This window comes from Agrobacterium sp. LY4, assembly GCF_001526585.1.
Lineage (GTDB): Bacteria > Pseudomonadota > Alphaproteobacteria > Rhizobiales > Rhizobiaceae > Agrobacterium > Agrobacterium leguminum.
Genome location: NZ_ASYA01000022.1, coordinates 20,106 through 43,753, shown reverse-complemented (window position 1 = coordinate 43,753; position 23,648 = coordinate 20,106). Strand labels below are relative to the sequence as shown.

Sequence of the window (23,648 nt, the reverse complement as noted above, 5' to 3'; positions counted from 1 at the left end):
TATCACATCGTCTGCGCCATATATGAGGCAGAGGCTATGCTGGCGGCGGCCAGCTAATATTGGACCGCCGGCGAGCGGCATCGCCGCTCGCCGGTTTTCGGCGTCGATCAGGCCTTGGCCGGGCGCACGACGCGCCAGTCCGGTCTGCCGAGATTGTGCGGCCAGGCATGAACATCCTTGTCGTTGAAATAGACGACCTCTTCCAGCTTCGGAAAATCCGCCTGTTTCAGCGTCACGTCATTCATCCACGGGCGAACATAGGAATCGCCGCCTTCATAACCCAGTTCGGCAACCCAGACCGGCTTGTTGAAGGTTTCGACAAGTCCATAGCCCTTGCGCAGCAGATCGGTGAAGGTCTTCGGTCCGCCATATTCGATCTTGTCGTATTCCTCGAGACCGAAGACCGAGAGGCCGACCAGATCGGCGTAGCTGTCACCTGGGTAGTAGGCCTGCAGACCGTCCAGACCTTTCGGCGACCACATCACCTTGACGCTGGGAACCGCCTTGCGGGTCATGTCCACCATGCGTTTATACGCCGTGATGTAATCACGCGGGTTCCAGCCCGACCAAGAGAAGCGGCCGGACGTGTCTTCCATTTCCTGTCCCCAGCGCAGGATCAACGGACTTTTCATCGCCGACATGCGTGCGGCGATCGCCTGCATGTTCTGGTCATAGTCGCCTCTCATCACCTTGCGGCGCAACTCGTCGGAGGTGAGCCGCCAGTTAACGTCCCAGGACCAGGGCTCGACCGTGATCAGCACGTTGCGCTTGCGCTCCAGAGCGTAGGCATCCGCAAGTGCGAGACTGTCGAGATCCACGTCTTCCCAGGGCAGGAACAGATGTTCCGACGCCACCCCGGTCTGGGCCGTGAAATCGCCGTGCGGATCGTAGGCACCGAAACGGATGCCGTCCGCATGCAATGTCGGTCTTTTGTCGGCAAGTGTCTTCATGCCCGTCGACGTCATGGGGGCGACACCCTGTGCGTCGAGCTTGAGCACCGGATACATGCCGGCGGTAAAGGCTGCGGCGGCACCACCTGCGAACAGAAGTTTTCTTCTTGTTATCTGCATGACACCTTACTCCCTACCTTGTTGCCGTCATCGCCTTGTCGTAAGCGGCGATCTGCGGCGTGACATCGTCCTTGCGGACGAGCTTGAGGAATTCATCGCCAGGGCGTGGCGGGTTGTGCCGGAACACGTACCATGGCCCGCCCTGCTTGCGCTGGTAGAGCACCTTGCCAATGCGGCCATGGTCGAAGCAGGTATCGGCCTTGCCGTTTCCTGCAGCGCTTTTCCAGGTGGCGCGCATGCACAGGGTGCCGTTGGCATCGACGGTCCAGCGGCCTTCACCGATGGACTTCTTGCCCTTTTCTTCCGTTGCGGCGATGAATTTGCGGTCTTGGGCGATGAAGCGTCCACCGCCCGTTTCCCATTTCCAGGTCTTGTCGAAGTACATGTCCACGACTTCGCTGGTTCTGAGCGGTTTCGGCGTCTTCGTGCCGCCTGCAGCGTGGACCGCGCTTGGCACGACCACCGCAAGACAGAGTACGAAAGCGGAGAATCCGCATTTGCTTATTGTTGTTTTCATCACAGCCTCCTCCTTCATTGTCCGACCCTATTGTCGGCCAGCATGATCTCTCCGGTCGCCACCGCCGGCGGCGGCGCCACGATGGGTTCCGCCTGCATTTCCTGCGGTCCGCGCAATCCCGGTACGGTAATGCGCAGTTTCAGACGCACCGATCTCGCACCTTCCACGCCCGCACCGGCGACCGTGAACCGCGTTTCGGTAAAACTGACATAGGGCTGCCCGTGCGACAGGGCCTCCAGCCCGCCGATCGCATGGGAGCTGAGCTGTACGGCACTGCCTGCCACCAGCAGCAACGAACAGGCGGCGGCGGTCGCTCCCCCGCGCAATGCCGGCAGCTTTGGCAAGCCGTTTTCCATCGCATGGCGGATGAGCAGAAACACCGAAAGACCCGCATAGATCGCCACATTGATGGCGGCGAAGACGAAGAAGCCCTCCGCCCCGTTTTCCCGCGGCGCCAGAACCATGGCCACGAGGCTGAGCGCCGCCAGAAGAATGTAAGGCGCGACGACCCTCAGCGGCAGCGGCGGTTTTGCCTGCGTGCCCTTGGGGGTGATGCGGAAATCGACGAAATCGCCACGGATCGTGTCGCGTATCGCCGCCAGCACGCCCATCAGCGACCAGGGCCAGCGCAGGAACAGAAATACCATGGCCTCCCAGCTGAAGAGCTTCGCATCATGCGGACGGAATGCGCCCGTGGCCCGCCAGAAGAAGGCAAATACGATCATGATCAGCGAAACCGGCAGGAAATGCGCCAGAAACGCCGGATAGGATGCGTTGACCAGCACATCGCCGCGCATCAGCGCAACGGCGGGAAGCACGAACATCAGCGCCATGAAGCCTGAAAACAGCGGATACCAGAGCTGCGAAAACAGGAACTGGAACTTCAGCCGCGGCGGCAGCTTCGGCACGTAGTGCCTTGAATATTGCAGCAGAATGGTCATCAGGCTGCGCGACCACTGGAACTCCTGCACGATGAGATCGGCAAAGGTCACCGGCCCGTCGCCATGGGCGATGGCGTTGACGGCGTGAACGCCGCGCCAGCCGCCGGCGTTCATCAGAAGCGTGGTGGAATGATCCTCGGCAAGCTCCGGCCCAAGGCCGCCGACCTCCCGCAGGGCTTTCGTGCGCACGGCATAATGAGAACCGATGCATAGAGGCGCCCAGCCATTATTGTAACCCAGTTGCAGCGCGCCATGCAGGCTCGCCTCGGCATAAAGCCTGCCGCGCGCGGCCCAGCTCTCACCGGCATTGGCGTCGCAGATGCTCGGGGCCGAAACATATCCAACCTTCGGATCGGCAAAGGGACGGACGATCTCGCGCAGATAATCCGGTTCCGGCACATGATCCGCATCGAACTGGGCGACGAAATCATAACGCTCGTAACCGTGGTGATCGTAGAAATAAGCGAGATTGCCTTCCTTGCAGCGTGTGCGCCGCGGCCAGGTCTTGCGATGATACTCCGCAACACCCTGTCGGGTGGAAACGAAAACGCCGTGCGCGCCACACCATTTCAGCGTTTCCGCATCCGGAGCCTCGTCGGCAAGCCAGACGTCGAATTCCAGGCCCTTCTGTTCGAGCATGGCCAGCAGCGTCTTCTGCACCACCGCGAAAGGTTCCGACGGCGCCTTGGTGACGACCATCGCCACCCTGCCCCGTGGCAGAGGGGAGCGCCGGTCGACAACCTTCGCGTTCAGAAAGATGAAGATGAAATAGGATGGCAGAAGCGTGATCCACGCGAGCGTCATCGTAACGACGGTATAATAGGGCCAGTCGATGACACGATCGCGATCGAGCCACCAGATCCAGAAATAAGCGAGCGTCACCAGCCAGCCGCCAATGCCGAGAAGATAGGCCGTGCGGTTCCAGCCGGCAAAGACCGGTAGCATCCGCAAATCGCTGGCGACTGCGACCGCACGGGCCGATGGAACGGAAGGGGTGGAATGGGCTTTCATGACCGCACCTCCAGTCCGAAACCGGGACCTGCCGTCCGGATGATGGTGTCGATATCCGAACGCTTCGGGATAAAACCGAGCGTCTCTTCCGCACGTTTGATATCCGCAAACAGGGCTGGCGGATCGCCGGCGCGCCTTGCGCCGAAATGGACCGGAACTTCCTGCCCCGTTACGCGGTGGATCGCCCGGATGATATCGCCGACCGACGTACCGTGACCGGAACCGAGATTGACGCGCAGCGTCTCTCCGCCCTCGGCAAGATAATTGACGGCAGCCACATGGGCATCGGCCAGATCGCTGACATGGATGTAATCGCGAATGCAAGTGCCGTCGCTGGTGTCGTAATCCGCCCCGAAGACATCCAGTTGCGGCAGCCTTGCGGCAGCCGCCATCAGTGCCCTCGGGATCAGATGGGTTTCAGGCTCATGGCGCTCGTAAAGCTCACCGTCCGGGTCGGCCCCGGCGGCATTGAAATAACGCAGCGCCACGAAACGCAGACCGTAGGCGGCGGCATAATCATCGAGCGCCATTTCGAATATCAGCTTCGTGCGCCCGTAAGGATTGACCGGCATTTGCGCCGTTTCCTCACGGATGGGCAATTGCGGCGGCACGCCATAGGTGGCGCAGCTGGAAGAAAACACCAGCCCGCCGATATTCTGGTCGAGACAGGCATCCAGCAGCGCGAGACTGCCGCCGACATTGTTGCGGTAATATTTGCGCGGATCCTCGACGGACTCACCGACATAGGCGTTGGCGGCGCAGTGGATGACGAAGGCCGGCGAGAACTCCTTCAGCGTGGCTTTCAAAAGGCCACGATCCAAAATGTCGCCCTCGATGAAGGGACCCCAGCGAACCGAATCCGCGTGACCCGTCGAGAGATTGTCGTAAGCGATGGGCTTGAAGCCGGATTGGGCCAGCGCCTTGCAGATGTGGCTGCCTATGAATCCGGCCCCGCCCGTGACGAGGATTGTGCGGGGCATCTCATACGGCCTCCGCCACAGTCTTGCCGGCCAGCAACGCATCGAAATAGACGATGGTTTTTTCCAGGCCGATTTCGAGCGGCACGCGCGGCTGCCATCTCAACAGTTCCTTTGCCCGCGAAATATCGGGGCGGCGCTGCTGCGGATCGTCGATCGCGGCGGGCAGATGCACGATGCGCGAACGGGAACCCGTCATGCGGATCACGATATCGGCGAGCTGCCGCACCGGAATTTCGCTCGGGTTGCCGAGATTGATAGGCCCGGTGCAATCCTTCGGCTTGGCCGAGAAGCGCAGGAAACCGTCGATCAGGTCATCGACATAGCAGAAGGAACGGGTCTGGCTGCCATCGCCGTAAATGGTGATGTCGGCGCCCTTCAGAGCCTGGACGATGAAGTTCGAAACCACACGTCCGTCATCGGGTCGCATGCGCGGCCCATAGGTGTTGAAGATGCGTCCCACCTTGATATCGACACCGAAGCTACGGTGATAATCGAAAAACAGCGTTTCGGCGCTGCGTTTCCCTTCATCGTAACAAGCTCGCGGCCCGATTGTATTTACATTGCCGAAATAGGTTTCCGGCTGCGGATTGACGTGCGGATCGCCATAGACTTCCGATGTCGATGACTGCACGACGGTTGCACCGCATCTGCGTGCCACTTCCAGTACATTGACCGCACCCAGTACATTGGTGAGCAGCGTACCGACCGGGTCGCGCTGATAGTCTGGCGGCGAAGCCGGCGAGGCGAAGTTGAAGATCAGCGAGACATCGATGTCATAGGGTTTGCGCACATCGTGCTCAACCAGCAAAAACCGCTTATTGTCCCGCAAATGCGCCACATTCGCGGTGCGTCCGGTCGAAAGATCGTCGAGACAGATCACCTCGTGACCGCAGCTCAACAGGCGCTCGCAAAGATGGGAACCGAGAAAACCGGCGCCGCCATTAACGAGAACGCGTTGGCCAGGTCTCCATTCGGAGTAGATGGTGACGCCGTTGTCGTGGTCGTTGGGAACGAAATTACGCATTACACAATCCTCCCCATGAGGAATCAGCGCAGCTGATTCACCTAAACTGGATCAAACTCCCGATTGTACGATATCTTGAATATCATCCTCCGGTTTTTACTTCTTCTGGAGGTTTAATATTTCGATCGGATAAATTTCAACTTTCATGATAGGCGCAGCAGAAAACAGGTCAACTTCATTTTATCAAAATATTACAATTGATTACCCAAAATTACTCAAAATAGCCCCTTGATTTAATACTTTTTAACTATGCCTCTATTATGCCTTTCTTATTGAGCATTAGCGCAAGCTTCGCTCAACCAGTCGGGGCTATCCTGGTTTTGTAAGGCTCGGTCCACCGGGAACAAAACCGCCCGGCGAGATGCGACAGACAGTCGATTTCAGGGGACACACATGACGAATGAAATGCCTTATTCCCATAGCGGCAAAGCAGCCCGCCATTGTCGCTTCGCGCTTGTTGCCGCAGCACTTGTAACTTTCACCTTCGCGACGGCTTCATGCTCCGTGGTCGAAGACGCCGTTCTCATCAAGACCGCGTCGGCCAATACCGCCACGACCAAGAGCAGGGTCGTTCCGGCAAAGGCGTCCTACGGTTATCAAAAAACCGGCAACGCGGCCGTTACGCTTGTTGCCGATGCCTCGGGCACACCCGCGGTATCGCGGCAGTCCTACTCGGGCTCCTCTCCCTATATCTGCTCACCGAGCGGATTCGGGCAGAAATCCCGCTGCTTCCTGAGGCCCTGAGCCTCCTGGAGAAATACCGGAGGGAACTGGCGTCCGGACGGCTCTAGCCGCCCTGACGCTCAGTTCTTCCAGCCGCCGGAGAACGTCGTGTCTTCATCTTTGTTGAAGAAGCGCGACGCCGCCTCCGTGCGGTTGCGCACGTTCATTTTCTTATAGATATTGCGAACGTGAACCTTGACGGTGTTCTCGGACAGATGCAGCCGATCAGCGATGATCTTGTTTTGCGTTCCCTTGCAAAGCAGGTCGAGGATTTGCACCTCGCGTGTCGTCAGCGCCGCCACGTCGCTCCTGCTTGCGGCAAGGGCATCGGCGCGGTTGGCGATCACGGCATTGCTTTGAACGCTCTTGCTGTTGACCGAAGGCGAATAGGGCGTGAGCTTGCCGAGAAGAGCAGCAGGAAAATGTTCCCCGCCCTTCATGAGCAGATCCACAGCCGCCATGAAGACATCGAGCCTGAGGTTGAGCGGCAGCACGCCATCGATGACGCGCATTCCCACCAGCCTTTTCAGCGGCTCCTCGAATTTATCGATGGTTTCGACGACGAGCGCGATCGGCGCATCGGGATGTTTTTCCCGAACCTCCGAAAGAACGGCATGAAGACGATCCCCCGACATCCGGTAAGGCAAAACCAGCCGTACATTGTTACCGTAGTCGTCCTCGATGCCCGCCGACGACCTTACGCTCACCACCGCGAATGTGGGGAACTTTTTGCCCAGCGCCTCCATGAGGCACTCGGAAAACAGGTCCGGATCCGCTATGACCAATAAAGTTCCATTTATAGGAGCAACGGCGTTTTTTTGTTTTGCCGCATAATCTGACGTTCCCATGAACATTGACGCCTCCCTCAAGCGCTTACGCATTACTTTCTTTTGGTTGTGCAGTCTGTTGTCCGCCGGCTATCTTTCCCATGAATACTTGGGGGCGATTCTCCGCTTTAGGCCATGTCAACTATCATTAATTACCCGTTAATTAACACACGCTAATACGAAAAGCTGTGTAAATAAATGGCCCAAACGGGTTATTTTTTACAATTGACATACAAAATAGGTTACGCCGAGATAGAATCGTTCATTCTGTAACCGCTGCAAAAACAATCACATCGGAAAAGCTTTCGCTGTGGTTTTGCCTTCCGGGAAAATATAACTTTTAGTTGATATCCCTTTACATAGCTCGCCGGCGAAGCACGCTGGAGCCTGTTCCTTTTCGGGATAAAGGCCCTTTTCCACCGAAATAAACCATGTTTCTCGAAAAAGCCGCCCTGCCCGGACGAAGCGCCGTTTTTTTAAGACCAAACCGGCCAAACGACCCGCCGGACAACCGCCTGAGACATATATATTCGGGTAAAGCGCCGATATGTTTAGCCCGAATTGATATCTAGGAAGCGCGATTTTTCTGCGGCACAGTCTGACCGTCGCTGAACGGCGGCCGATGGAAAGACACCTCCGGCCTTGACGTGTGTTTGAAAAACGCCGGTCCCTTTTCAAGAAAACATGCAAGCGAAAAGACGAAGCCACCGCGCTCCCCTGCTGGAGCGAGGAACGGATTTGTGCGCCGTTTTACCGAGTAGCGCACAAGGGCTGAACGAAAAGAGCCCGCTCACGGGCCACTACCGAACCGCAGATGATGCGTACCGAGTGCATCTGCAAAACATCAATCTTCATGCTACCCGGGGCAAGCGCGAAAAAATCCCGTTTGAGATGAGAGGGATTTCGAAAGCTGCTCCGAGCTTTTTCGGAGGAAATCGAAATGGGTTATGATCACAAGGCATCCGGCAGCGACGACGATATCACCAAGATCGGCGCGCTTTCCGATGGTTTCGCCAACACGTCGACCAATGACGCCAAGGTGGAAGACAGCAATGTCGGCACCGCAAACGGTGAAAACCGCAACAACGATAACAGCGACAACAGCACCAATGTGGATGTTGACGCCAAGATCGATGTTGAAGCCAATAACGGTGACAATCGCGACAACGACTATGACTGGAGCTATGACAGCAAGTCCTATAGCGACAACGACACGACCACCAAGACCAGCACCGAAACCAATACCGACATCAAGGTCGACTACGACTGGAGCTATGAAAGCAAGTCGTACAGCGACAACGACACCAATGTGAAAACGATCACGGATACGGACACAAAGACGTCCAACTATTCCGACAACGACACCTCCACCAAGACCACGACGACCTCCGACAGCTTCAACTCCGCAGACAGTTTCTACAAGTCGGATGACGACTTCGGCAACATCACGGGCGTCAAGGATGTCGGCAATCTCGGCATCGCCGGCGGAGACCTCACCTTCAATCTGGGTGACGACTTCTCCTTCACTCTCGACGTCGACAACATCCTCAACGGCTCGCTCAATGGCGATGGCAACGACACCGGCTTCAGCATGGTGCAGGCCAACCACCTGGCGGATCAGGATGAGGCCTACGACATCAAGATGCAGAATGGCGGTGCGGAAAACCACCTGAGCGCCAATGCCGGTGACGCCTTCGGCGCCGAAGGCATCGACGGCAAGGGATGGGACCTCAAGGCCGGCGACGACGCAGCAGGTACCAGCACTGCGGATGCATCGGCAATCCTTGCAAATTCCGGCTTCCATCTGGAACTGGTGCAGGGCGCCAACATGCTCTCCAACGCAGTTGATGTCACGATCACAGGCGGTAACTCGCATGTGTCTGATGTCGGTGAGGATCACTCCTGATAACCACCTCTTGACGAAAAGAGCTGCACCGGCACCCGCCGGTGCAGTTCGCGGTTGAAGGACCGGGGTTGCGTAAAACGAAGCACCGCCTCCAGGACGTGTGCCCTCCGCAGCCTTAAGGCTCTGCCGCGATGATCAGGGAGGGACCTCCAATGCATATCGACAAGATTTCGGACATGATTGCGCATTTCATCGGCCTGTTCGACACGGTGATCGAGGAAGCGCGTCTGAGAACCAACTACAGCGAAGGCCCGGCGCATTCCGATCCGGACCGTTTGCCGGACGATGAAGCAGCAAAGCTGCTCGACAAGAACTATGACGTTCCGCTCGACGACTACGATCCCGGCGTCAACTACCGCGCCGGCTATTATGATTTCGATTATCTGCAGCCGCATTTCGCGCGCATGGTCGAACACGACATGCAGCGGCTCGCAGATGCCATCCCTGTCGATATTTCCGGCGTCAATTTCCGTTTTCCCGGCCGGCTTTCCTTTGAGGAGGAATATGAGCTGGTGGTTCACACCGGTCCCGGTTCGGTCATCGCGCATGTGGCGCAGGTCAATATTCTTCAGGACGACGACTATCTGAACATGACGGACGGCCCCTATGTGTGGCGCGACACCAGCTTCGTCACAGAGCGCACCGTCGAGTTCTACAATGAAGCGTCCGTCTTCACGCCTTTCGCCGGTTTCCAGCGCACCGACAGCTACGACGCCCTGCAGGCGCTCGCCAAATCCGCGCACGACTATATCGACCATGCCCGCGAAAACGACGTGACGTCGCTCGGCACCGGTGCGGATCAGGATTTCGTTCTGGCCGGCAATGACATCCACGGGCTTTACATCAATGGCTCGATAGCCAGCGAAAAGCCGATGCTCGACGACTACATGCCTGATCGCGGGATCGCCAAGCCGACGGAAGAGCCCGAAAAGAGCGATGTTTCGCTGCATGAGGACAGCCCTGCCGGCAACAGCCTCGACGTCGCCGCAGGCGCCAATGTCGTCGCCAACATCGCTACGCTGGTCAATACCGGCGTCATGACATCGGTAACCGCCGTCATGGGCGACTATCACCAGATCGACGCGATCACCCAGGCCTATATCTATAGCGACCGGGACGAGATCGACTCCGTTTTCACACGGTCGGAAGATCAGGCGGCGACGGCAGCCTTCAATATCGCCAGCTTCGAGCGCAGCGTCTATCCGGGCGCCGAAAGCACGGAGAACAGCAGCCAGGAAAACGGCGAACCGCCGATATTTCCGACCGCCTGGCGCGTCAGTGTGCTGGAAGGCGACGTTTCGTTCGTGCACTGGATCGAGCAATACCAGTTCGTCAGCGACAACGACACGATGACGATAACGACCTCGGGCGCGACCGTCAGCCTGCTGACCGGCGGCAACGCCGCGCTCAACATTGCGAATTTCCTCGGCATCGGCATGCAATACGACCTGATCATCGTCGGCGGCAATGTGCTGGACATGAACATCATCAGCCAGATCGCCGTGCTCTACGACAATGACTGGGCGCGCGCCAATCCCGATGCGCCGGACGGCGCCACCATCCAGTCCGGCAACAACCTGCTGTGGAACGACGCCGCCATTCACAATGTCGGCAGCAACGATCGTTTCGAAACCATGCCGGACTATATGAACCAGACGGTGAACGCCATAAACGAGCGCGATCCCAACATGCCGGATGCGCTTGCCCATGACGTCAATTTCGCCGGCTATGAGGGTCTGAACGTCCTCTATATCACCGGCAATCTCTACGATGTCAGCATCATAAAACAGGTGAGCGTGCTCGGCGATTCCGACGATGTGACGCAGGCCGCCGCCAAGGTTCTCGAAAATAACGAGGACGCCACGGTTCATATCGATACCGGCAGCAACGCCGTGGTCAATCTGGCGCAGATCGTCGACTACGACAGCTTCGGCTCCACCACCTATGTCGCCGGCGGCGTTTATTCCGATGCCATCCTGATACAGGGCGGCATCACGAAAACGACACGTCGCAACCCCAGCAAGGCCAACTGGCGAACGAGGTCATCGCCTTTCTTCACGACGATCCCGCCACCATCGAAAACGAATCCAATGGCGTCATCAATGCCGGTCACGACCTGTCATGGTCGAATGCCCATCCGGCCGACGTCATGCAGACGGTCGTTGCGTAACCTCTGGCAGGCGGGGCTGCAAACGCACCCCGCCGCAGCCGGAACCGCAAACACCGCTAGATCACCGAGGGGACCGATATAAAATGGATCATATTTCTAGAAAAACCATTGCCGACGGACGCTCGCTGGACTTGCCGCTGGATCAGGACGCGGAAGACAGCAAACTGACGGACGCCTGTATTTCAGCAATCAATGAAGCCGTCGAAAACCTGCGCCAATTGTCCGGCGCGGAACAGACGGCAAAAGAAGTTTCCTCCCCTGCACAGACCGCCTCCCCACAAGTTCTCTCCCAACCACATGCAAAAACGGAGCAGGCGGAACAATTGCGGGATGTTCCCGCAGAAAGGCCGGCACCTCAACGGGACCGGCAACCCGCCTCCCCGCCGGAACCGCAGGCCAAGATCGACAATGCCGACCTGCCTTTCGTTAAAACCATCGACAATAATGACGGACCGATCCGTGAAAACGAACGCCGACCGGTGACGGGCGGCGGCGGCAAGGAGCCGACGGACAATGGTGGCGGCGGCGGTGGTGGCGGCGGCGGCGGTGGAAGCCAGAGCGGTTTTCACAAACGCAGCGAGCCGATCAATTTCGCCGCAAGCCTTGCCAAGGGCATCGCCGCCGTGCGGCGCAACATGGTGGTGGTGATGCTGTTCACGGTCGCCATCAACGTCCTGCTGCTCGCCATTCCGCTTTATCTGTTCCAGATATCAGACCGGGTGCTGACCAGCCGCTCGATGGATACGCTGGTGATGCTGACGGTCGCCGTCCTTGGCGCGGTTCTGCTGCAGGCCTTCATGGACGCCATCCGCCGCTTCATCCTGATGCGCACCGCCGTCGAACTCGAGGTGCAGCTTGGCGCGCCGATCCTGTCCGCCGCCGCCCGCGCCTCCCTGCATGGCAGCGGCAAGGACTACCAGACCTTGCAGGATTTGCAGCAATTGCGCTCCTTCCTAACCTCCGGCACGCTCATCGCCTTTCTCGATGCGCCGCTGATGCCGCTCTTCATCGTGGTGGTCTATCTCGTCCATCCCCACCTCGGCATCATCATCATGGTCTGCTGCGTCGTGCTGTTCGGCATCGCCTGGCTGAACCAGCGCTTTACCGCAAGACAGTTCTCCGAGGCTTCCGGTTATTTGAGCCGCGCCAATTTCCACCTCGATTCCATGTCGCGCAATTCGCAGATCATCAATGCGCTCGCCATGATTCCCGAAGCGGTGAAGATGTGGGGCCGCGAAACCGCCGGTTCGTTGAAATCGCATGTGGCCGCGCAGGATCGCAACATCATGTTCTCCGGCGTTTCCAAGGCGGCGCGCATGATTACCCAGGTGGCGCTGCTCGGCTGGGGCGCGCATCTGTCACTATCCGGCGAACTGACCGGCGGCATGGTGATTGCAGCCTCCATCATTTCCGGCCGGGCGCTGGCGCCCATCGAAGGCGCGATAGAAGGCTGGCACCAGTTCAATAAATCTGCCGCCTCCTATGGCCGCATCAAGCAGCTTCTCATCAATTCGCCACTGAATTTCCCCCGCCTGCGCCTGCCCAATCCGGAAGGGCGTCTCGACGTCGAGCGCATCCTCTTCGTGCCGCCGCCGCAGAAGAAAGTGATCCTGAACGGCATTTCCTTTTCGCTGAAAAAGGGGGAGTCGCTCGCCATCATCGGCAATTCCGGCTCCGGCAAGACGACGCTCGGCAAGATGCTGGTGGGCTCCATTCTACCGACGTCAGGCAATGTGCGCCTCGATCTCATGGATCTGCGCAACTGGGACCAGCGGCAATTCGGTGAAAGCATCGGTTATCTGCCGCAGGACGTGCAGCTTTTCCCCGGCACCATCAAGGCCAATATCTGCCGCATGCGCGACGATATCGAGGACCGGCAGATTTACGAGGCGGCGGTGCTGGCCGATGTGCACGAGCTGATCGCCGGTTTCCCGCAGGGTTATGAAACCGTGGTCGCAGCCGATGGCGCACCGCTTTCCGGCGGCCAGAAACAGCGCATCGCGCTTGCCCGCGCCTTTTTCGGCGATCCGAAATTCGTGGTGCTGGATGAGCCCAACTCCAATCTGGATACGCAGGGCGAACAGGCGCTGGCCAAGGCGCTGCTGCACGCCAAAAGACAGGGCATTACCACCGTCACCATCACCCAGCGGCCGGCGCTGCTTCAATGCGTCGACAAGATCATGGTGCTGAAGGACGGATCGGTCGCCATGTTCGGCGAAAGAATGGACGTGCTGAAGGCGCTTTCCGGCAATGGCCGCCAGGCCAACCAGTCCCCGCAGATCGAGGGTTGAGAACCATCATGTTCAAGAAGAAAAACGCCATTGCCGAAGTCAAACCCCAGGGCCAGCTCGAATGGTACAGCGAGGTGCCGCGCTCGATCCGCCTGCACAGCTCGATCGGTCTTGCCGTGCTGCTCGCCTCCTTCGGCGGTTTCGGATTCTGGGCCGGCACCGCGCCGCTCTCCTCCGCCATCATCGCCCAGGGCAGTTTCGTCGCCACCGGCAACAACAAGGTGGTCCAGCATCTGGAAGGCGGCATCATCAAGGAAATGATGGTCAGCGAAGGCGACACGGTCAAGGAAGGCGACGTTCTTCTGACGCTGGACAAAACGACGGCGCTTGCCAACGAGCGCATGTTGCAGCTGCGGCGGCTTCGCCTCGAAACCATCGTGGTGCGCCTGCGCGCCGAGGCCCAGGGCGCAAAAAGCTTCAAGGTGCCGGATATCGTCATGAAGGAAGCCGGCGATCCGGATATCAATTCCATCATCCAGAGCCAGAACATCGTGTTCCACAGCAAGCTCATCAAGCTTGAGGAACAGATGAATTTGATCGACAAGAATATCCGGTCGCTGGAGTTCCGCTATGCGGGCTATGACGGCCAAAAACAGTCCTTCGACCGGCAATTGGCGCTTTTGACACAGGAGCGCGATTCCAAGGAGCGGCTCGCCAAGGACGGCGTCATCCGCAAGACCGACATGCTGGCGCTGGAGCGCGCCATCGCCGACGCCATGGGCGATATCGCCCGGCTGAGCGGCGAAATGAACCAGAGCGAGGCGGAAATCGCCAAGTTCCGGCAGGAAGCGGTCATTGCCGTCAACGCCAACAAGCAGGCGGCACTCGATGCGCTGGAAACCGCCGAATCCGATCTGGACAGCGTGCGTGAACAGGTGCGTGGCGCCGCCGAAGTGCTGGAACGCACCGTCATCCGCTCCCCCGTCAACGGAACCGTGGTGCGCGCCTATTACCACACGCCGGGCGGTGTCATCACCACCGGCAAGCCGATCATGGAAATCCTGCCCGCTCATGTGCCCCTTATTCTGGAGGCGCAGGTGCTCAGGACCTCCATCGACCAGCTGCATGAGGGCCAGACGGCCGCGATCCGCCTGTCGGCGCTCAACCGCCGCACCACACCGGTTCTGAACGGTAAGGTCTTTTACGTTTCAGCCGACAGCATCGAGGAAAATGCGGGCCTTCAGGTCAAGGACGTCTATATTGTGCGGGTGCAGATACCCGACGAGGAAATCGCCAAGGTTCACAATTTCCACCCCGTGCCCGGCATGCCGGCCGACGTGCTGATCCAGACTTCGGAGCGCACTTTCTTCGAATATCTGACCAAGCCGATCTCCGACAGCATGTCCCGTGCTTTCAAGGAAAGATGAAGAAATATCAGTAACCTACACTGTCTTTTCCGCAGCGGTCGGCATATAATATCCAAATATGTTTCGTCGGGGCGGGAGAAGCAGCATGGCGGCGATGTCGGATGTATTGCTGCTGGTCGGCAGGCTGAATTACGTGTGGACCAACACGGAAAGCCTGATGATCTATCTGATCGTCCATCTCCTGAAAGTGGAAAAGGAAGCGGCCATCGTCGTGTTCCTGACGCTCAACACCACGCGGGCGCGCATGGATCTGATCGAGCGCCTGGCGAAGCTTCCTTCCACCGATGCAAAGGACCGCAAGACCATCCTCTCCATCATGGCGCGGCTGAAGAAGGAAGCGAAGACGCGCAACAAATACAATCACTGCATCTATTCCTTCGACGAAAAAGGCGAAATCGCCAGCACGCAGCTCATGCGGCTGGTGGAGGATGACAGCCAGGTGCGCTACGGCAAGGTGGAGCGCATGGACGAGAAGGAAATCGGGCAGCTCGAAAAATCGATCGCCGACATCGTCGAGGTCAGCAAGGACATGTGGAGTTTCATCCATGCCAGTCCGCATGTCTCTGCGGATTATCTTTAGAACCACCTCGCCTACGTCATTCCGGCCTTGAGCCGGAATTCAGCCGACGCGGCTCTCGCGCGGCGAAGACGGGTTCTTTCAGCCCAAGGACTTGGGCTGGCTGGATTCCGGCTCAAGGCCGGAATGACGGAGAGAGAAACCGCCACGAACTCCAGTCAGGTGAACGCTGCCCTCCGCAGCCCTTGCCGGAAGGCACAGTTTACCGGCTGCGAAGTAAAGCAGGAACGAGCCGATCTGGTAGGGGAAGATGATGTCGATCTCCACGAAGGAACGCACCACAAACAGGGCGCAGATCGCAAACAGGATGACGCCCTGCGGATCGCTCTTGCGCATCAGCACCGAGCGCAGATGCCCGAGCAGCGTTCCGTAAAGCACCATGCCAAGCAGCAGCATGCCGACGAAGCCGTTTTCCACCACGGTTTCGATATAGGTATTATGGAAATGGAAGCCGCTGCGGCCGGTAATGAAGAAATCGTTCCACAGCCGTTCGGCATCGGGAAAACCCGCGACCCAGAACCCCTGATAACCGACGCCGAGGATCGGCGTCTGTTTCGCCGCCTCGATGCCCTGCTGCCAGAGGTAAGTTCGGCCGGTCAGCGTCGAATCCTTGCCGAAAATGCCGAGAATTGCGTCCAGCAGGCCGAATTGCAGGGATGCGACAGCCAGCAATGCGCCGAGACCACCGAGCACAAAAAACGTCATCTTTCGGTTCGCCGGCGAAAGCATGCCGATGGGAATGAAACCGATGATGAGCGCGACCACCGCCGCCGTGGTAATAGTGGATGTGGCCGATTGGGACGCAAGGAGGCTATAGGCCGACAGGAGCCCGGTGACGCCGGCAATCGGCAACCAGATGCCCCTTTGCTTGAGCACCAGCACCGATGCGGCGGCAAAAATGACGCCGAGCGAGGCATAAAAACCGAGCTGGTTTTTGGAAGAGAAAGCGCCGACGAAACTATAGGTGCCATCCAGCGCATCGAAGAGATAAATGCCGAATAGCAGCGAATAGAGCAGAACGACGGCGATGCCGATCAGCGCACCGCGCGTCAGCGTCCGAATCGAGATCACCCGCATGGCGATCAGCGCGCAGACGATATGCGTCATATACTGGATGGAGGCGCGCATGGTCACCGACGCCGCTTCCGACCAGAAGCTGGACAGAACCGTCAAGATGCCGAAGGCGAATATCCAGAGATAGCGCGGATAATTGCCGAGCACGCGCCGATAATCGACCACCACCAGCGGCAGCCACGTGCCATAATAGGCCAGAACCGAGATTTGCCCGAAACGCGACGAGTAAGCGAAGACGAAGAATGACAGCGCAACCGCCGCCATTCCGTAAATCTCATTGCGTTCGGGATCGATCAACGCCGATTTGGCGATCCGCATTGAAACCTCACTGCATCAGGATTTCAGACGAGACCTTGATGACGTCGCCGGGCTGGAGCATGGCGTTTTCATCCACCTTCAGCTCCTTCGGCTTGCCGTTTTCCTCGCGCACCACGACATAGCCGATCGTCGCGGACTTGCCCGACGGGTCGAAACGGATCGCTTCGGCCGATTGCGCCAGCGCTTCCGACATCAATTCGCGGCTGGTGGTGAGCTGCAGATTGAGCTTGTCCAGCTCCGCTTCCGTGTCCTGCAATTCCTTGGAGCGCTGCGCCACCCAGTCGTTACGCAGGTTGATCTCGTCCTGGGTCGCCTTGTTGATATCCTGTTTGGCGCGCAGCGACTGCGTATCGATATCGAGCAGGTTGGATTCCACTTCCGCCGCGCGTTCTTCCGCGGAAATACGCCGTTGCGACAGCGCAAGCCCCTGCTCGTTCAGCCGGTTGACGCGGTCGCGGTCCTCGTTGGCAAGCTGGAGCTGACGATTCTGCGTTTCCGATTTCTTCTTCAGGGATTCGACTTCGCTCTGCAGAAGGGCGTGCAGGTCCGTCAGCGCCTTGAGCTGCAGGGTGTAACGTTCGGTGCGCGATTTCATCAGCGCGCTTTCGCTGGCCAGCAGCACATCAATCTCGCCGATCTTTTCCATTTCAGGCGTCTTGGCGATGGTCGCGTCACCCTTGACCTCTGCGACCAGCCGCGCCTGACGGGCAAGCAGTCTTGCACGCTGGTTGTCATAGACGGCGGCGTCACCGCGGGCATTGATGAAGTCGCGGGCAAAACGCTGCCCGGCATCCGAGCGCCGCAGGCCCCCGGCAAGGCTGACCGCCTTCAGCACCGTGAGATTGGCGGCATAGGGATATTCGCCCGGCGTCTGCACGTCGCCACTCAAGAAGATCGGCCGGAACTGCGCGATCTCGACGGAGGCCGAAGGCAGGTTGCGAAGGGCGAACTTGCTCTGAAGCTGGGCTCCAATCTCTTCGCTGACCTCCGATGGGGTCTTGCCCGCAACATCCAGCTGGCCGATGAAAGGCAGGGAAAGCGCCCCCGACGGACCGACGGAATAATCGCCGTTGATCACATCCCAGTTGCGGATACTGCCATCCGCCGGCTGCCACTCGGCAACGCGGATACGCAGCTTGTCAGCGGTACCGAGCTTATATTGAGCGCCATCCGCAGCCATGGCGGAGAGCGGCGCGGAAAGGGCGACGGAAGCGGCAAATACGAAGGCCACAAACGGGCGGCGGGCGGCAGACAAGCCGTTCATCGGGAAACTCCCTGTTAGCGGATCGCCACACGGGCGATCCGGCCGTCGCGCAACTGGGCAAGGCCGGCTGCACAGTGCCGCGAAAAGCGGCCGGTATGATTAGCACCAATGACGCACCCAAAGACCGGACTTGGGATCCCGGTCGGGGTGCGTGTCGAAACGAAGATCGATAAAGCCGAACTCAATATCGGTTTTCAGTAGCTTCCGCGTGAAAGGCACACGGCGGGAATGGTCTTGACGATGATGAAGACATCCTGCCGCATCGACCAGTTCTGCACATAGTGCGTGTCGAAAGCGACGCGGGTCTTGTAGGATACGTCGTTGCGGCCGCTGATCTGCCACAGGCCGGTCAGGCCAGGACGGGTGCTGAGATAATAAGCGGCAGCGCTTTCATAGTAGCTCAGTTCCTCATCGACGACCGGGCGTGGGCCAACCACGCTCATTTCGCCGCGGATGATGTTGAGAAGCTGCGGCAGTTCGTCGAGCGAGAGCTTGCGCAGCACGGCGCCGACAGCCGTAACACGCGGGTCGTTCTTGAGCTTGCGGGTGGCGCGCCATTCTTCGGCGGCTTCCGGATTGGCGGCAAGATATTGCCGCAGAATCTCATCGCCATTCATCGCCATCGTCCTGAATTTCAGGCAATGGAAATAGCGGCCATTATGTCCCACACGCCGGTGGCCATAAAAGATCGGGCCAGGATCGGACAATTTCACCAGCGCGGCGATCAACAGGAATATCGGGCTGAAGATGAGCAGCGCAAGCGCAGCCGATGTCATATCGAAACTGCGTTTTGCGATGCCCCCGATAGGGAAACTGACATCGAAGTCTTCGGAGCTGCTGAGTGTCTGTTCAGCCGATTGGGTCGCGGACTTCATAGAGAGAACTCCATTTATGTTTTGCGATTGGTCGGTGCCCGGAGGCGCGTCTTTCCGTCTAAAAGAGATAACAAGTCTGTGTTCGGAATTTGATGCTAATGGATTTTTTGTAAGGCACATTGGCCATAACCGTCTATGCGATTTCTTGCGCGAGCGGCCGATCAACGTCCGGGCAATATTAACGGTTGCATAAAAAAGCAACAAATGTGCCGACGGCCATGTGTTGAGAGCATGGGTACCACCCCGGCATGTATTGGGTTTTGTGCCAGCGACAGTCTTTTCTTATGTGTTTCTTATGACTTGGCGAGATGAGACAGGAACGTTAAGAACAGCCCCGTCTGTAACAGAATATAAAAATTTTTTGCATCGCAGCAAGATTGTGGCAATGCATATAAAATTTGACATATCCGTAGGGATTTTTTTGCCTGACATTGCCAGGCCGCCAAGAAAAAGCGATGGAAAAATTGCTAAAAGGGCGCAAACACGGCAAAAGAGTGGCAAGAAACTGCATTCTAGTCATGGCAGCCACGCAAAATTGCCGTGGCTCACGGCCATTTTTTACCGAATTGCTCCGACTTGGCCGTTTTACGAGCGTTACGAAGCTCAAAAACCGCTGGAATCAGAAGGTTGGCGGTGTGCAGGCGCTGATGACCTCACAGGGCACGGGACCGACGCAACGGAAACGATGCGGCCTGCGGCTTTCGAAATAATAGGCATCCCCCGGCCCGAGCACCCGCCTCTCTTCATCGACCGTCACTTCCAGCCGTCCGGAAAGGATGATTCCTCCTTCCTCGCCATCGTGAACCAGCGGCACCTTGCCGGTATCGGCGCCCGGCTGGTAACATTCCTTGAGGATTTGCAGGCTTCGGCCGAAGACATTCTCACCCACCTGCCGGAAGGAGATCGGCCCCTTGCCGATTTCAACCAGTTCATCCGCCCGGTAAAAAGCCTTACGGCTCGTCTCCGGCTCGAAAGCGAAAAACTCCGCAAGGCCGATCGGTATGCCGTCGAGAATGCGCTTCAGCGCGCCGACGGAGGGGTTCGAGGTGTTGGATTCGATCAGAGAAATCGTCGAATTGGTGACACCGGCACGCCTTGCCAGTTCCCGCTGGGAAATATTGTGGCGCAGCCGCAAATGGCGCAAACGCCCGCCTATATCCACCGACATGCCTGAGCCCCCGTTGCCCTTGTTCGAAATATCGAAAACCCGAGTTCAGGCCTATAGCATTTTCAATGGCTTGGCCACAGAGAGAAAAGGGCTTGTTCAGTCGCGAAAATAGCATTCAATCACCGGCAACGAACAGGAGATCACCATGGACAACCCGAGCCGATCCAATTCCACCTCGCTTGATAGCTACTGGATGCCGTTTACCGCCAACCGGCAGTTCAAGGCCAATCCCCGCCTGCTGACGAGCGCCGAGGGCATGTATTACACCAGCAATGACGGTCGCCAGGTTCTCGACGGCACGGCTGGCCTTTGGTGCGTCAATGCCGGCCACGGCCGCCAGCAGATCGCATCTGCCGTCAAGCACCAGCTTTCGACGATGGATTACGCGCCCTCCTTCCAGATGGGCCACCCGGTTGCCTTTGAATTCGCCGAGCGGCTGGTGGAAATTGCGCCCGGCCCGGAAGGCGCGAAACTGGACCGTGTCTTCTATACCGGCTCCGGGTCGGAATCGGTCGATACGGCGCTGAAGATCGCCATCGCCTATCAGCGCGCCATCGGCCAGGGCACCCGCAGCCGCTTGATCGGTCGTGAGCGCGGTTATCATGGCGTCGGTTTCGGCGGCATCTCCGTGGGCGGCCTCGTCAACAACCGTCGCGTTTTCCCGCAAATTCCCGCAGACCACCTGCGTCATACCCATGATCCGGCGAAGAACAGCTTCGTGAAGGGCCAGCCCGAGCACGGCGCCGAACTTGCGGACGATCTGGAACGTCTGGTCGCCCTGCATGGCGCGGAAACCATCGCAGCCTGCATCGTCGAACCGGTCGCCGGCTCCACCGGCGTGCTGGTGCCGCCGAAGGGTTATCTGGAGCGCCTGCGCGCCATCTGCGACAAGCACGGCATCCTCTTGATCTTCGATGAGGTCATCACCGGTTTCGGCCGCATGGGCTCCACCTTCGCCACCAATTATTTCGGCGTTACGCCCGATATCGTCACCACCGCCAAGGGACTGACTAACGGCGCGATCCCGATGGGTGCGGTCTTCACCAGCCGCAAGGTGCACGATGCGCTGATGCATGGGCCGGAAAACCAGATCGAGCTGTTCCACGGCTATACCTATTCCGGCCACCCCGTCGCCTGCGCCGCCGGCATCGCGACGCTTGATATCTATCGCGATGAGGGCCTTTTCACCCGCGCGGCCGAATTGCAGGATGTCTGGCACGACGCCATCCATTCCCTGAAGGGCCTGCCGAATGTCATCGACATCCGCACCATCGGCTTCATCGCCGGCATCGAGCTGCAATCGCGCGACGGTGCCGCTGGCGCACGCGCCTATGATGTCTTCGTGGATTGCTTCGAGCGCGGCCTGCTCATTCGCGTCACCGGCGACATCATCGCCCTTTCGCCGCCGCTGATCGCCGAAAAATCCCATTTCGACGATATCGTCTCGATCCTCGGCGATGCGCTGAAGCGCGCGCAGTAAAAACCATGCAAACAAAAAGGCCGCGCCTGAAAGCGCGGCCTTTTTGTGCCTTTTCAGTAAGTCTGCATCGGTTGCGACAGGCCGTCGCCGATCACGCCGTTACCATATTGCGCCACGGGCACACCTTCCTGGCCGATCGGCACGCCCTGCTGTGCGGGGCCGAGCGCCGTCACCACGATCGGCGTGCCATCGGGCACGCGATTATAAAGGTCGATGATATCCTGGTTCAGCAGGCGCACGCAGCCGGAGGATACCGACTTGCCGATGGTCCACCATTCCGGCGAGCCGTGCAGGCGGTAGATCGTGTCCTTGCCATCCTTGAAGATATAGAGCGCGCGTGCGCCGAGCGGGTTCTTGAGGCCCGGCTCCATGCCGCCATTGCGGCTGCTATAGGGTTCCAGTTCCGGCTGGCGCGCAATCATCTCATCGGGCGGCGTCCAGCGCGGCCATTGCCGCTTGTACTGAATGACGCCGCGACCGGCCCATTCAAAGCCCGCGCGGCCGAGGCCGACGCCATAACGCATGGCCTGATTGTTCTCATAGGTGAGATAGAGGAAATGATTGGCGGTATCGACGACGATAACGCCGGGGCGCTCACCCGTCGGGTTCGCCACCATCTGCCGCAGGAACTGACGCGGAATCCGCTTGTAGGGGATTTCCGGCAGCGGGAACTGCTCGTCCGGCTTGGGGCCGTACATCAGGGCATACATCGGATCGTCAGCGGGCGCTGCAGGCCGGGCGGCCTCACGCGCGGTTGTGTTGCAGCCCGCAAGGCCGGCAAGCGCCAGTCCACCTGCTCCAAGCAGGAAACCCCGCCGGGTCGTCGTCGTCTCGTTCAATTGAAAAACCTCATTTACGTCATCTCACGCCGGCAAAGGGATCTGCCAGCGCCGCCTCTGGGCGGCTGATAGGGTACTTCGTGCCGGAAACCTGCGATGCCATGGCCTTGGCGCCGTTCGATTTCAAAATGGCCCGGAAGCTCGGATGCATGCCGCCATCTACATACGCGCTGAGCGGGCTGGAAGTTCCCTCACTCATGGCGGCGGCAAATTTTTGTTGCTCTTCGGCCAGTTTCGAAGCCACCAGCGGATCCTGCTGGTTGATGGCCGGTGGGCAGGCCGCCAGCGGATCGGCAGGTTCGCCTTCGGCAAATTCACTGTTGAAGACATAACGACGGCCGCAGACGGAAACCTTGGGCTGCCGGCGCGTCACCTCGAAATAGTCGTAGCCTTCCTTCAACGTCTTCCAGAACGGCATGTTGGGGTCGTCCCGATGCGCCACCATGTTCCTTGCGCTCATGCGGAAGGGATAGGCCTGTACCTGAAAGCGGTCCTGCCCGCCCTGAAGCGCACGCGCAACGATGGCGTAAATCTCGCCCACCTGGGCATCCGTCATGGCGTAGCAGCCGGAAGAGGAGCACGCGCCATGCACCATCAGCGCCTCACCGGTGTAACCGAGCGCCGATTCCAGCCGGTTGGGATAACCGAGATTGAAGGAGACGTAATATTGTGAGTTCGGGTTCAGCATGCCGGCGGAGACATGATAAAAACCTTCCGGCGCCTGCCGGTCGCCCGTTTTCATCTTGGGGCCGAGCTTTCCGGACCAGCGGCACATGGGATAGGCCTTGAGCAAGGCGTAATTTCCGGTCTTGTCGACCTTCCAGACCTCAAGCTCGCTTTCCTGCTTGAAAATGCGAACGAGGACAGGGCTTTCCGGGCGCATGCTCTTGGCCGACATCTGCGCCATCATCTTGGACGACAGTTTCGGCGGGTCTTTCTTGACGCTATCGAGCCCCATGGAAGTGCACGCGGCAAGGCCGCCACCGATCGCAACGATCGCAGCCATTCTTGCCCCTGCCCTTACCTTTTGCCGCAACCCCGCAACCGCGAAATCCAGCAATGCCTGCATGCCCATGGATTGTTCTGCCCGCCTGATTTGCCCGCCTTTCCGGCAGACGCTTAACTATCGAAGGTGGCCACAACACGGCAACCTCGCCCATGGACAAAGTCTCGTGAACAGACGTTACCCATTCGTTAATCATAAGGACACAAGCCCGTGATGGTGT

18 protein-coding genes and 1 pseudogene are annotated in these 23,648 nt (G+C 58.7%); 7 read left to right on the top strand and 12 right to left on the bottom strand.

Going from position 1 to position 23,648, the window contains the following annotated elements; translation table 11 throughout:
* Nucleotides 1–107: 107 nt before the first annotated feature.
* Genes L904_RS17675 through L904_RS17655 form a run of 5 tightly spaced genes read right to left on the bottom strand, consistent with a single transcriptional unit; the run spans nt 108 to nt 5,543 of the window.
* Nucleotides 108–1,070, bottom strand: coding sequence for a glycoside hydrolase family 26 protein (locus L904_RS17675; protein ID WP_003523822.1), 963 nt, complete (start codon nt 1,068–1,070; stop codon nt 108–110).
* Nucleotides 1,071–1,083: 13 nt separating this feature from the next.
* A complete protein-coding gene (locus L904_RS17670) occupies nt 1,084–1,587 on the bottom strand; it encodes a DUF995 domain-containing protein (RefSeq protein ID WP_003523821.1) in 504 nt (167 codons plus the stop codon).
* A 14-nt stretch (nt 1,588–1,601) separates the two neighbouring features.
* Nucleotides 1,602–3,539, bottom strand: a complete 1,938-nt coding sequence (locus tag L904_RS17665) for a glycosyltransferase family 2 protein (RefSeq protein ID WP_020812000.1) — start codon at nt 3,537–3,539, stop codon at nt 1,602–1,604.
* Complete coding sequence (gene galE, locus L904_RS17660) at nt 3,536–4,519, bottom strand: UDP-glucose 4-epimerase GalE (protein ID WP_020811999.1); 984 nt, start codon at nt 4,517–4,519, stop codon at nt 3,536–3,538. Before galE ends, L904_RS17665 begins: the two co-directional genes overlap by 4 nt.
* A 1-nt stretch (nt 4,520) precedes the next feature.
* Nucleotides 4,521–5,543: a UDP-glucuronic acid decarboxylase family protein gene (locus tag L904_RS17655; protein ID WP_035262294.1), complete on the bottom strand. Its 1,023-nt coding sequence runs from the start codon at nt 5,541–5,543 to the stop codon at nt 4,521–4,523.
* A gap of 393 nt (nt 5,544–5,936) precedes the next feature.
* Here L904_RS17655 and L904_RS17650 point away from each other — a divergent pair, with 393 nt between their 5' ends.
* On the top strand, nt 5,937–6,287 hold the full coding sequence (locus L904_RS17650; protein ID WP_035262291.1) for a hypothetical protein: 351 nt from the start codon (nt 5,937–5,939) through the stop codon (nt 6,285–6,287).
* Nucleotides 6,288–6,346: 59 nt separating this feature from the next.
* On the opposite strand, the gene L904_RS17645 is transcribed toward L904_RS17650, so the two are convergent.
* Entirely contained in the window at nt 6,347–7,120 is a 774-nt protein-coding gene (locus tag L904_RS17645) for a helix-turn-helix transcriptional regulator (RefSeq protein ID WP_035262289.1), read from the bottom strand.
* Between the two features lie 913 nt (nt 7,121–8,033).
* Here L904_RS17645 and L904_RS17640 point away from each other — a divergent pair.
* From L904_RS17640 to L904_RS17620, 5 genes and pseudogenes are all read left to right on the top strand, one after another.
* Nucleotides 8,034–8,999 (top strand): hypothetical protein, encoded by a 966-nt coding sequence (locus L904_RS17640; RefSeq protein ID WP_035262284.1) that lies wholly within the window; start codon nt 8,034–8,036, stop codon nt 8,997–8,999.
* Nucleotides 9,000–9,151: 152 nt separating this feature from the next.
* Nucleotides 9,152–11,169: pseudogene (locus tag L904_RS17635) on the top strand (hypothetical protein).
* 83 nt (nt 11,170–11,252) lie between these two features.
* On the top strand, nt 11,253–13,460 hold the full coding sequence (locus L904_RS17630; RefSeq protein WP_035262278.1) for a type I secretion system permease/ATPase: 2,208 nt from the start codon (nt 11,253–11,255) through the stop codon (nt 13,458–13,460).
* A gap of 8 nt (nt 13,461–13,468) precedes the next feature.
* Nucleotides 13,469–14,827 (top strand): HlyD family type I secretion periplasmic adaptor subunit, encoded by a 1,359-nt coding sequence (locus tag L904_RS17625; protein WP_035262274.1) that lies wholly within the window; start codon nt 13,469–13,471, stop codon nt 14,825–14,827.
* A gap of 85 nt (nt 14,828–14,912) precedes the next feature.
* The gene (locus L904_RS17620; RefSeq protein WP_035262271.1) at nt 14,913–15,407 is read left to right on the top strand and encodes a hypothetical protein; all 495 of its coding nucleotides are present in this window, start codon (nt 14,913–14,915) and stop codon (nt 15,405–15,407) included.
* Nucleotides 15,408–15,485: 78 nt separating this feature from the next.
* Here the strand turns inward: L904_RS17620 and L904_RS17615 are convergent, their stop codons facing one another.
* From L904_RS17615 to L904_RS17600, 4 genes are all read right to left on the bottom strand, one after another.
* Nucleotides 15,486–16,796, bottom strand: coding sequence for an O-antigen ligase (locus L904_RS17615; RefSeq protein WP_035262268.1), 1,311 nt, complete (start codon nt 16,794–16,796; stop codon nt 15,486–15,488).
* Nucleotides 16,797–16,803: 7 nt separating this feature from the next.
* Nucleotides 16,804–18,060 (bottom strand): polysaccharide biosynthesis/export family protein, encoded by a 1,257-nt coding sequence (locus L904_RS17610; RefSeq protein ID WP_059762631.1) that lies wholly within the window; start codon nt 18,058–18,060, stop codon nt 16,804–16,806.
* A gap of 194 nt (nt 18,061–18,254) precedes the next feature.
* Nucleotides 18,255–18,935 (bottom strand): sugar transferase, encoded by a 681-nt coding sequence (locus L904_RS17605; RefSeq protein WP_003523803.1) that lies wholly within the window; start codon nt 18,933–18,935, stop codon nt 18,255–18,257.
* A 619-nt stretch (nt 18,936–19,554) separates the two neighbouring features.
* Nucleotides 19,555–20,103 carry a cupin domain-containing protein gene (locus tag L904_RS17600; RefSeq protein WP_003523802.1) on the bottom strand — a complete coding sequence of 183 codons (549 nt, stop codon included), beginning with the start codon at nt 20,101–20,103 and terminating at the stop codon, nt 19,555–19,557.
* A 145-nt stretch (nt 20,104–20,248) separates the two neighbouring features.
* On the opposite strand from L904_RS17600, the gene L904_RS17595 reads away from it, so the two are divergent.
* Nucleotides 20,249–21,583 carry an aspartate aminotransferase family protein gene (locus tag L904_RS17595; RefSeq protein ID WP_020811493.1) on the top strand — a complete coding sequence of 445 codons (1,335 nt, stop codon included), beginning with the start codon at nt 20,249–20,251 and terminating at the stop codon, nt 21,581–21,583.
* Nucleotides 21,584–21,636: 53 nt separating this feature from the next.
* Here the strand turns inward: L904_RS17595 and L904_RS17590 are convergent, their stop codons facing one another.
* Together L904_RS17590 and L904_RS17585 are read right to left on the bottom strand one after the other, a co-directional pair.
* A complete protein-coding gene (locus L904_RS17590) occupies nt 21,637–22,422 on the bottom strand; it encodes a L,D-transpeptidase (RefSeq protein WP_020811492.1) in 786 nt (261 codons plus the stop codon).
* Nucleotides 22,423–22,441: 19 nt separating this feature from the next.
* A complete protein-coding gene (locus L904_RS17585) occupies nt 22,442–23,497 on the bottom strand; it encodes a murein L,D-transpeptidase family protein (RefSeq protein ID WP_020811491.1) in 1,056 nt (351 codons plus the stop codon).
* Between the last annotated feature and the right edge of the window lie 151 nt (nt 23,498–23,648).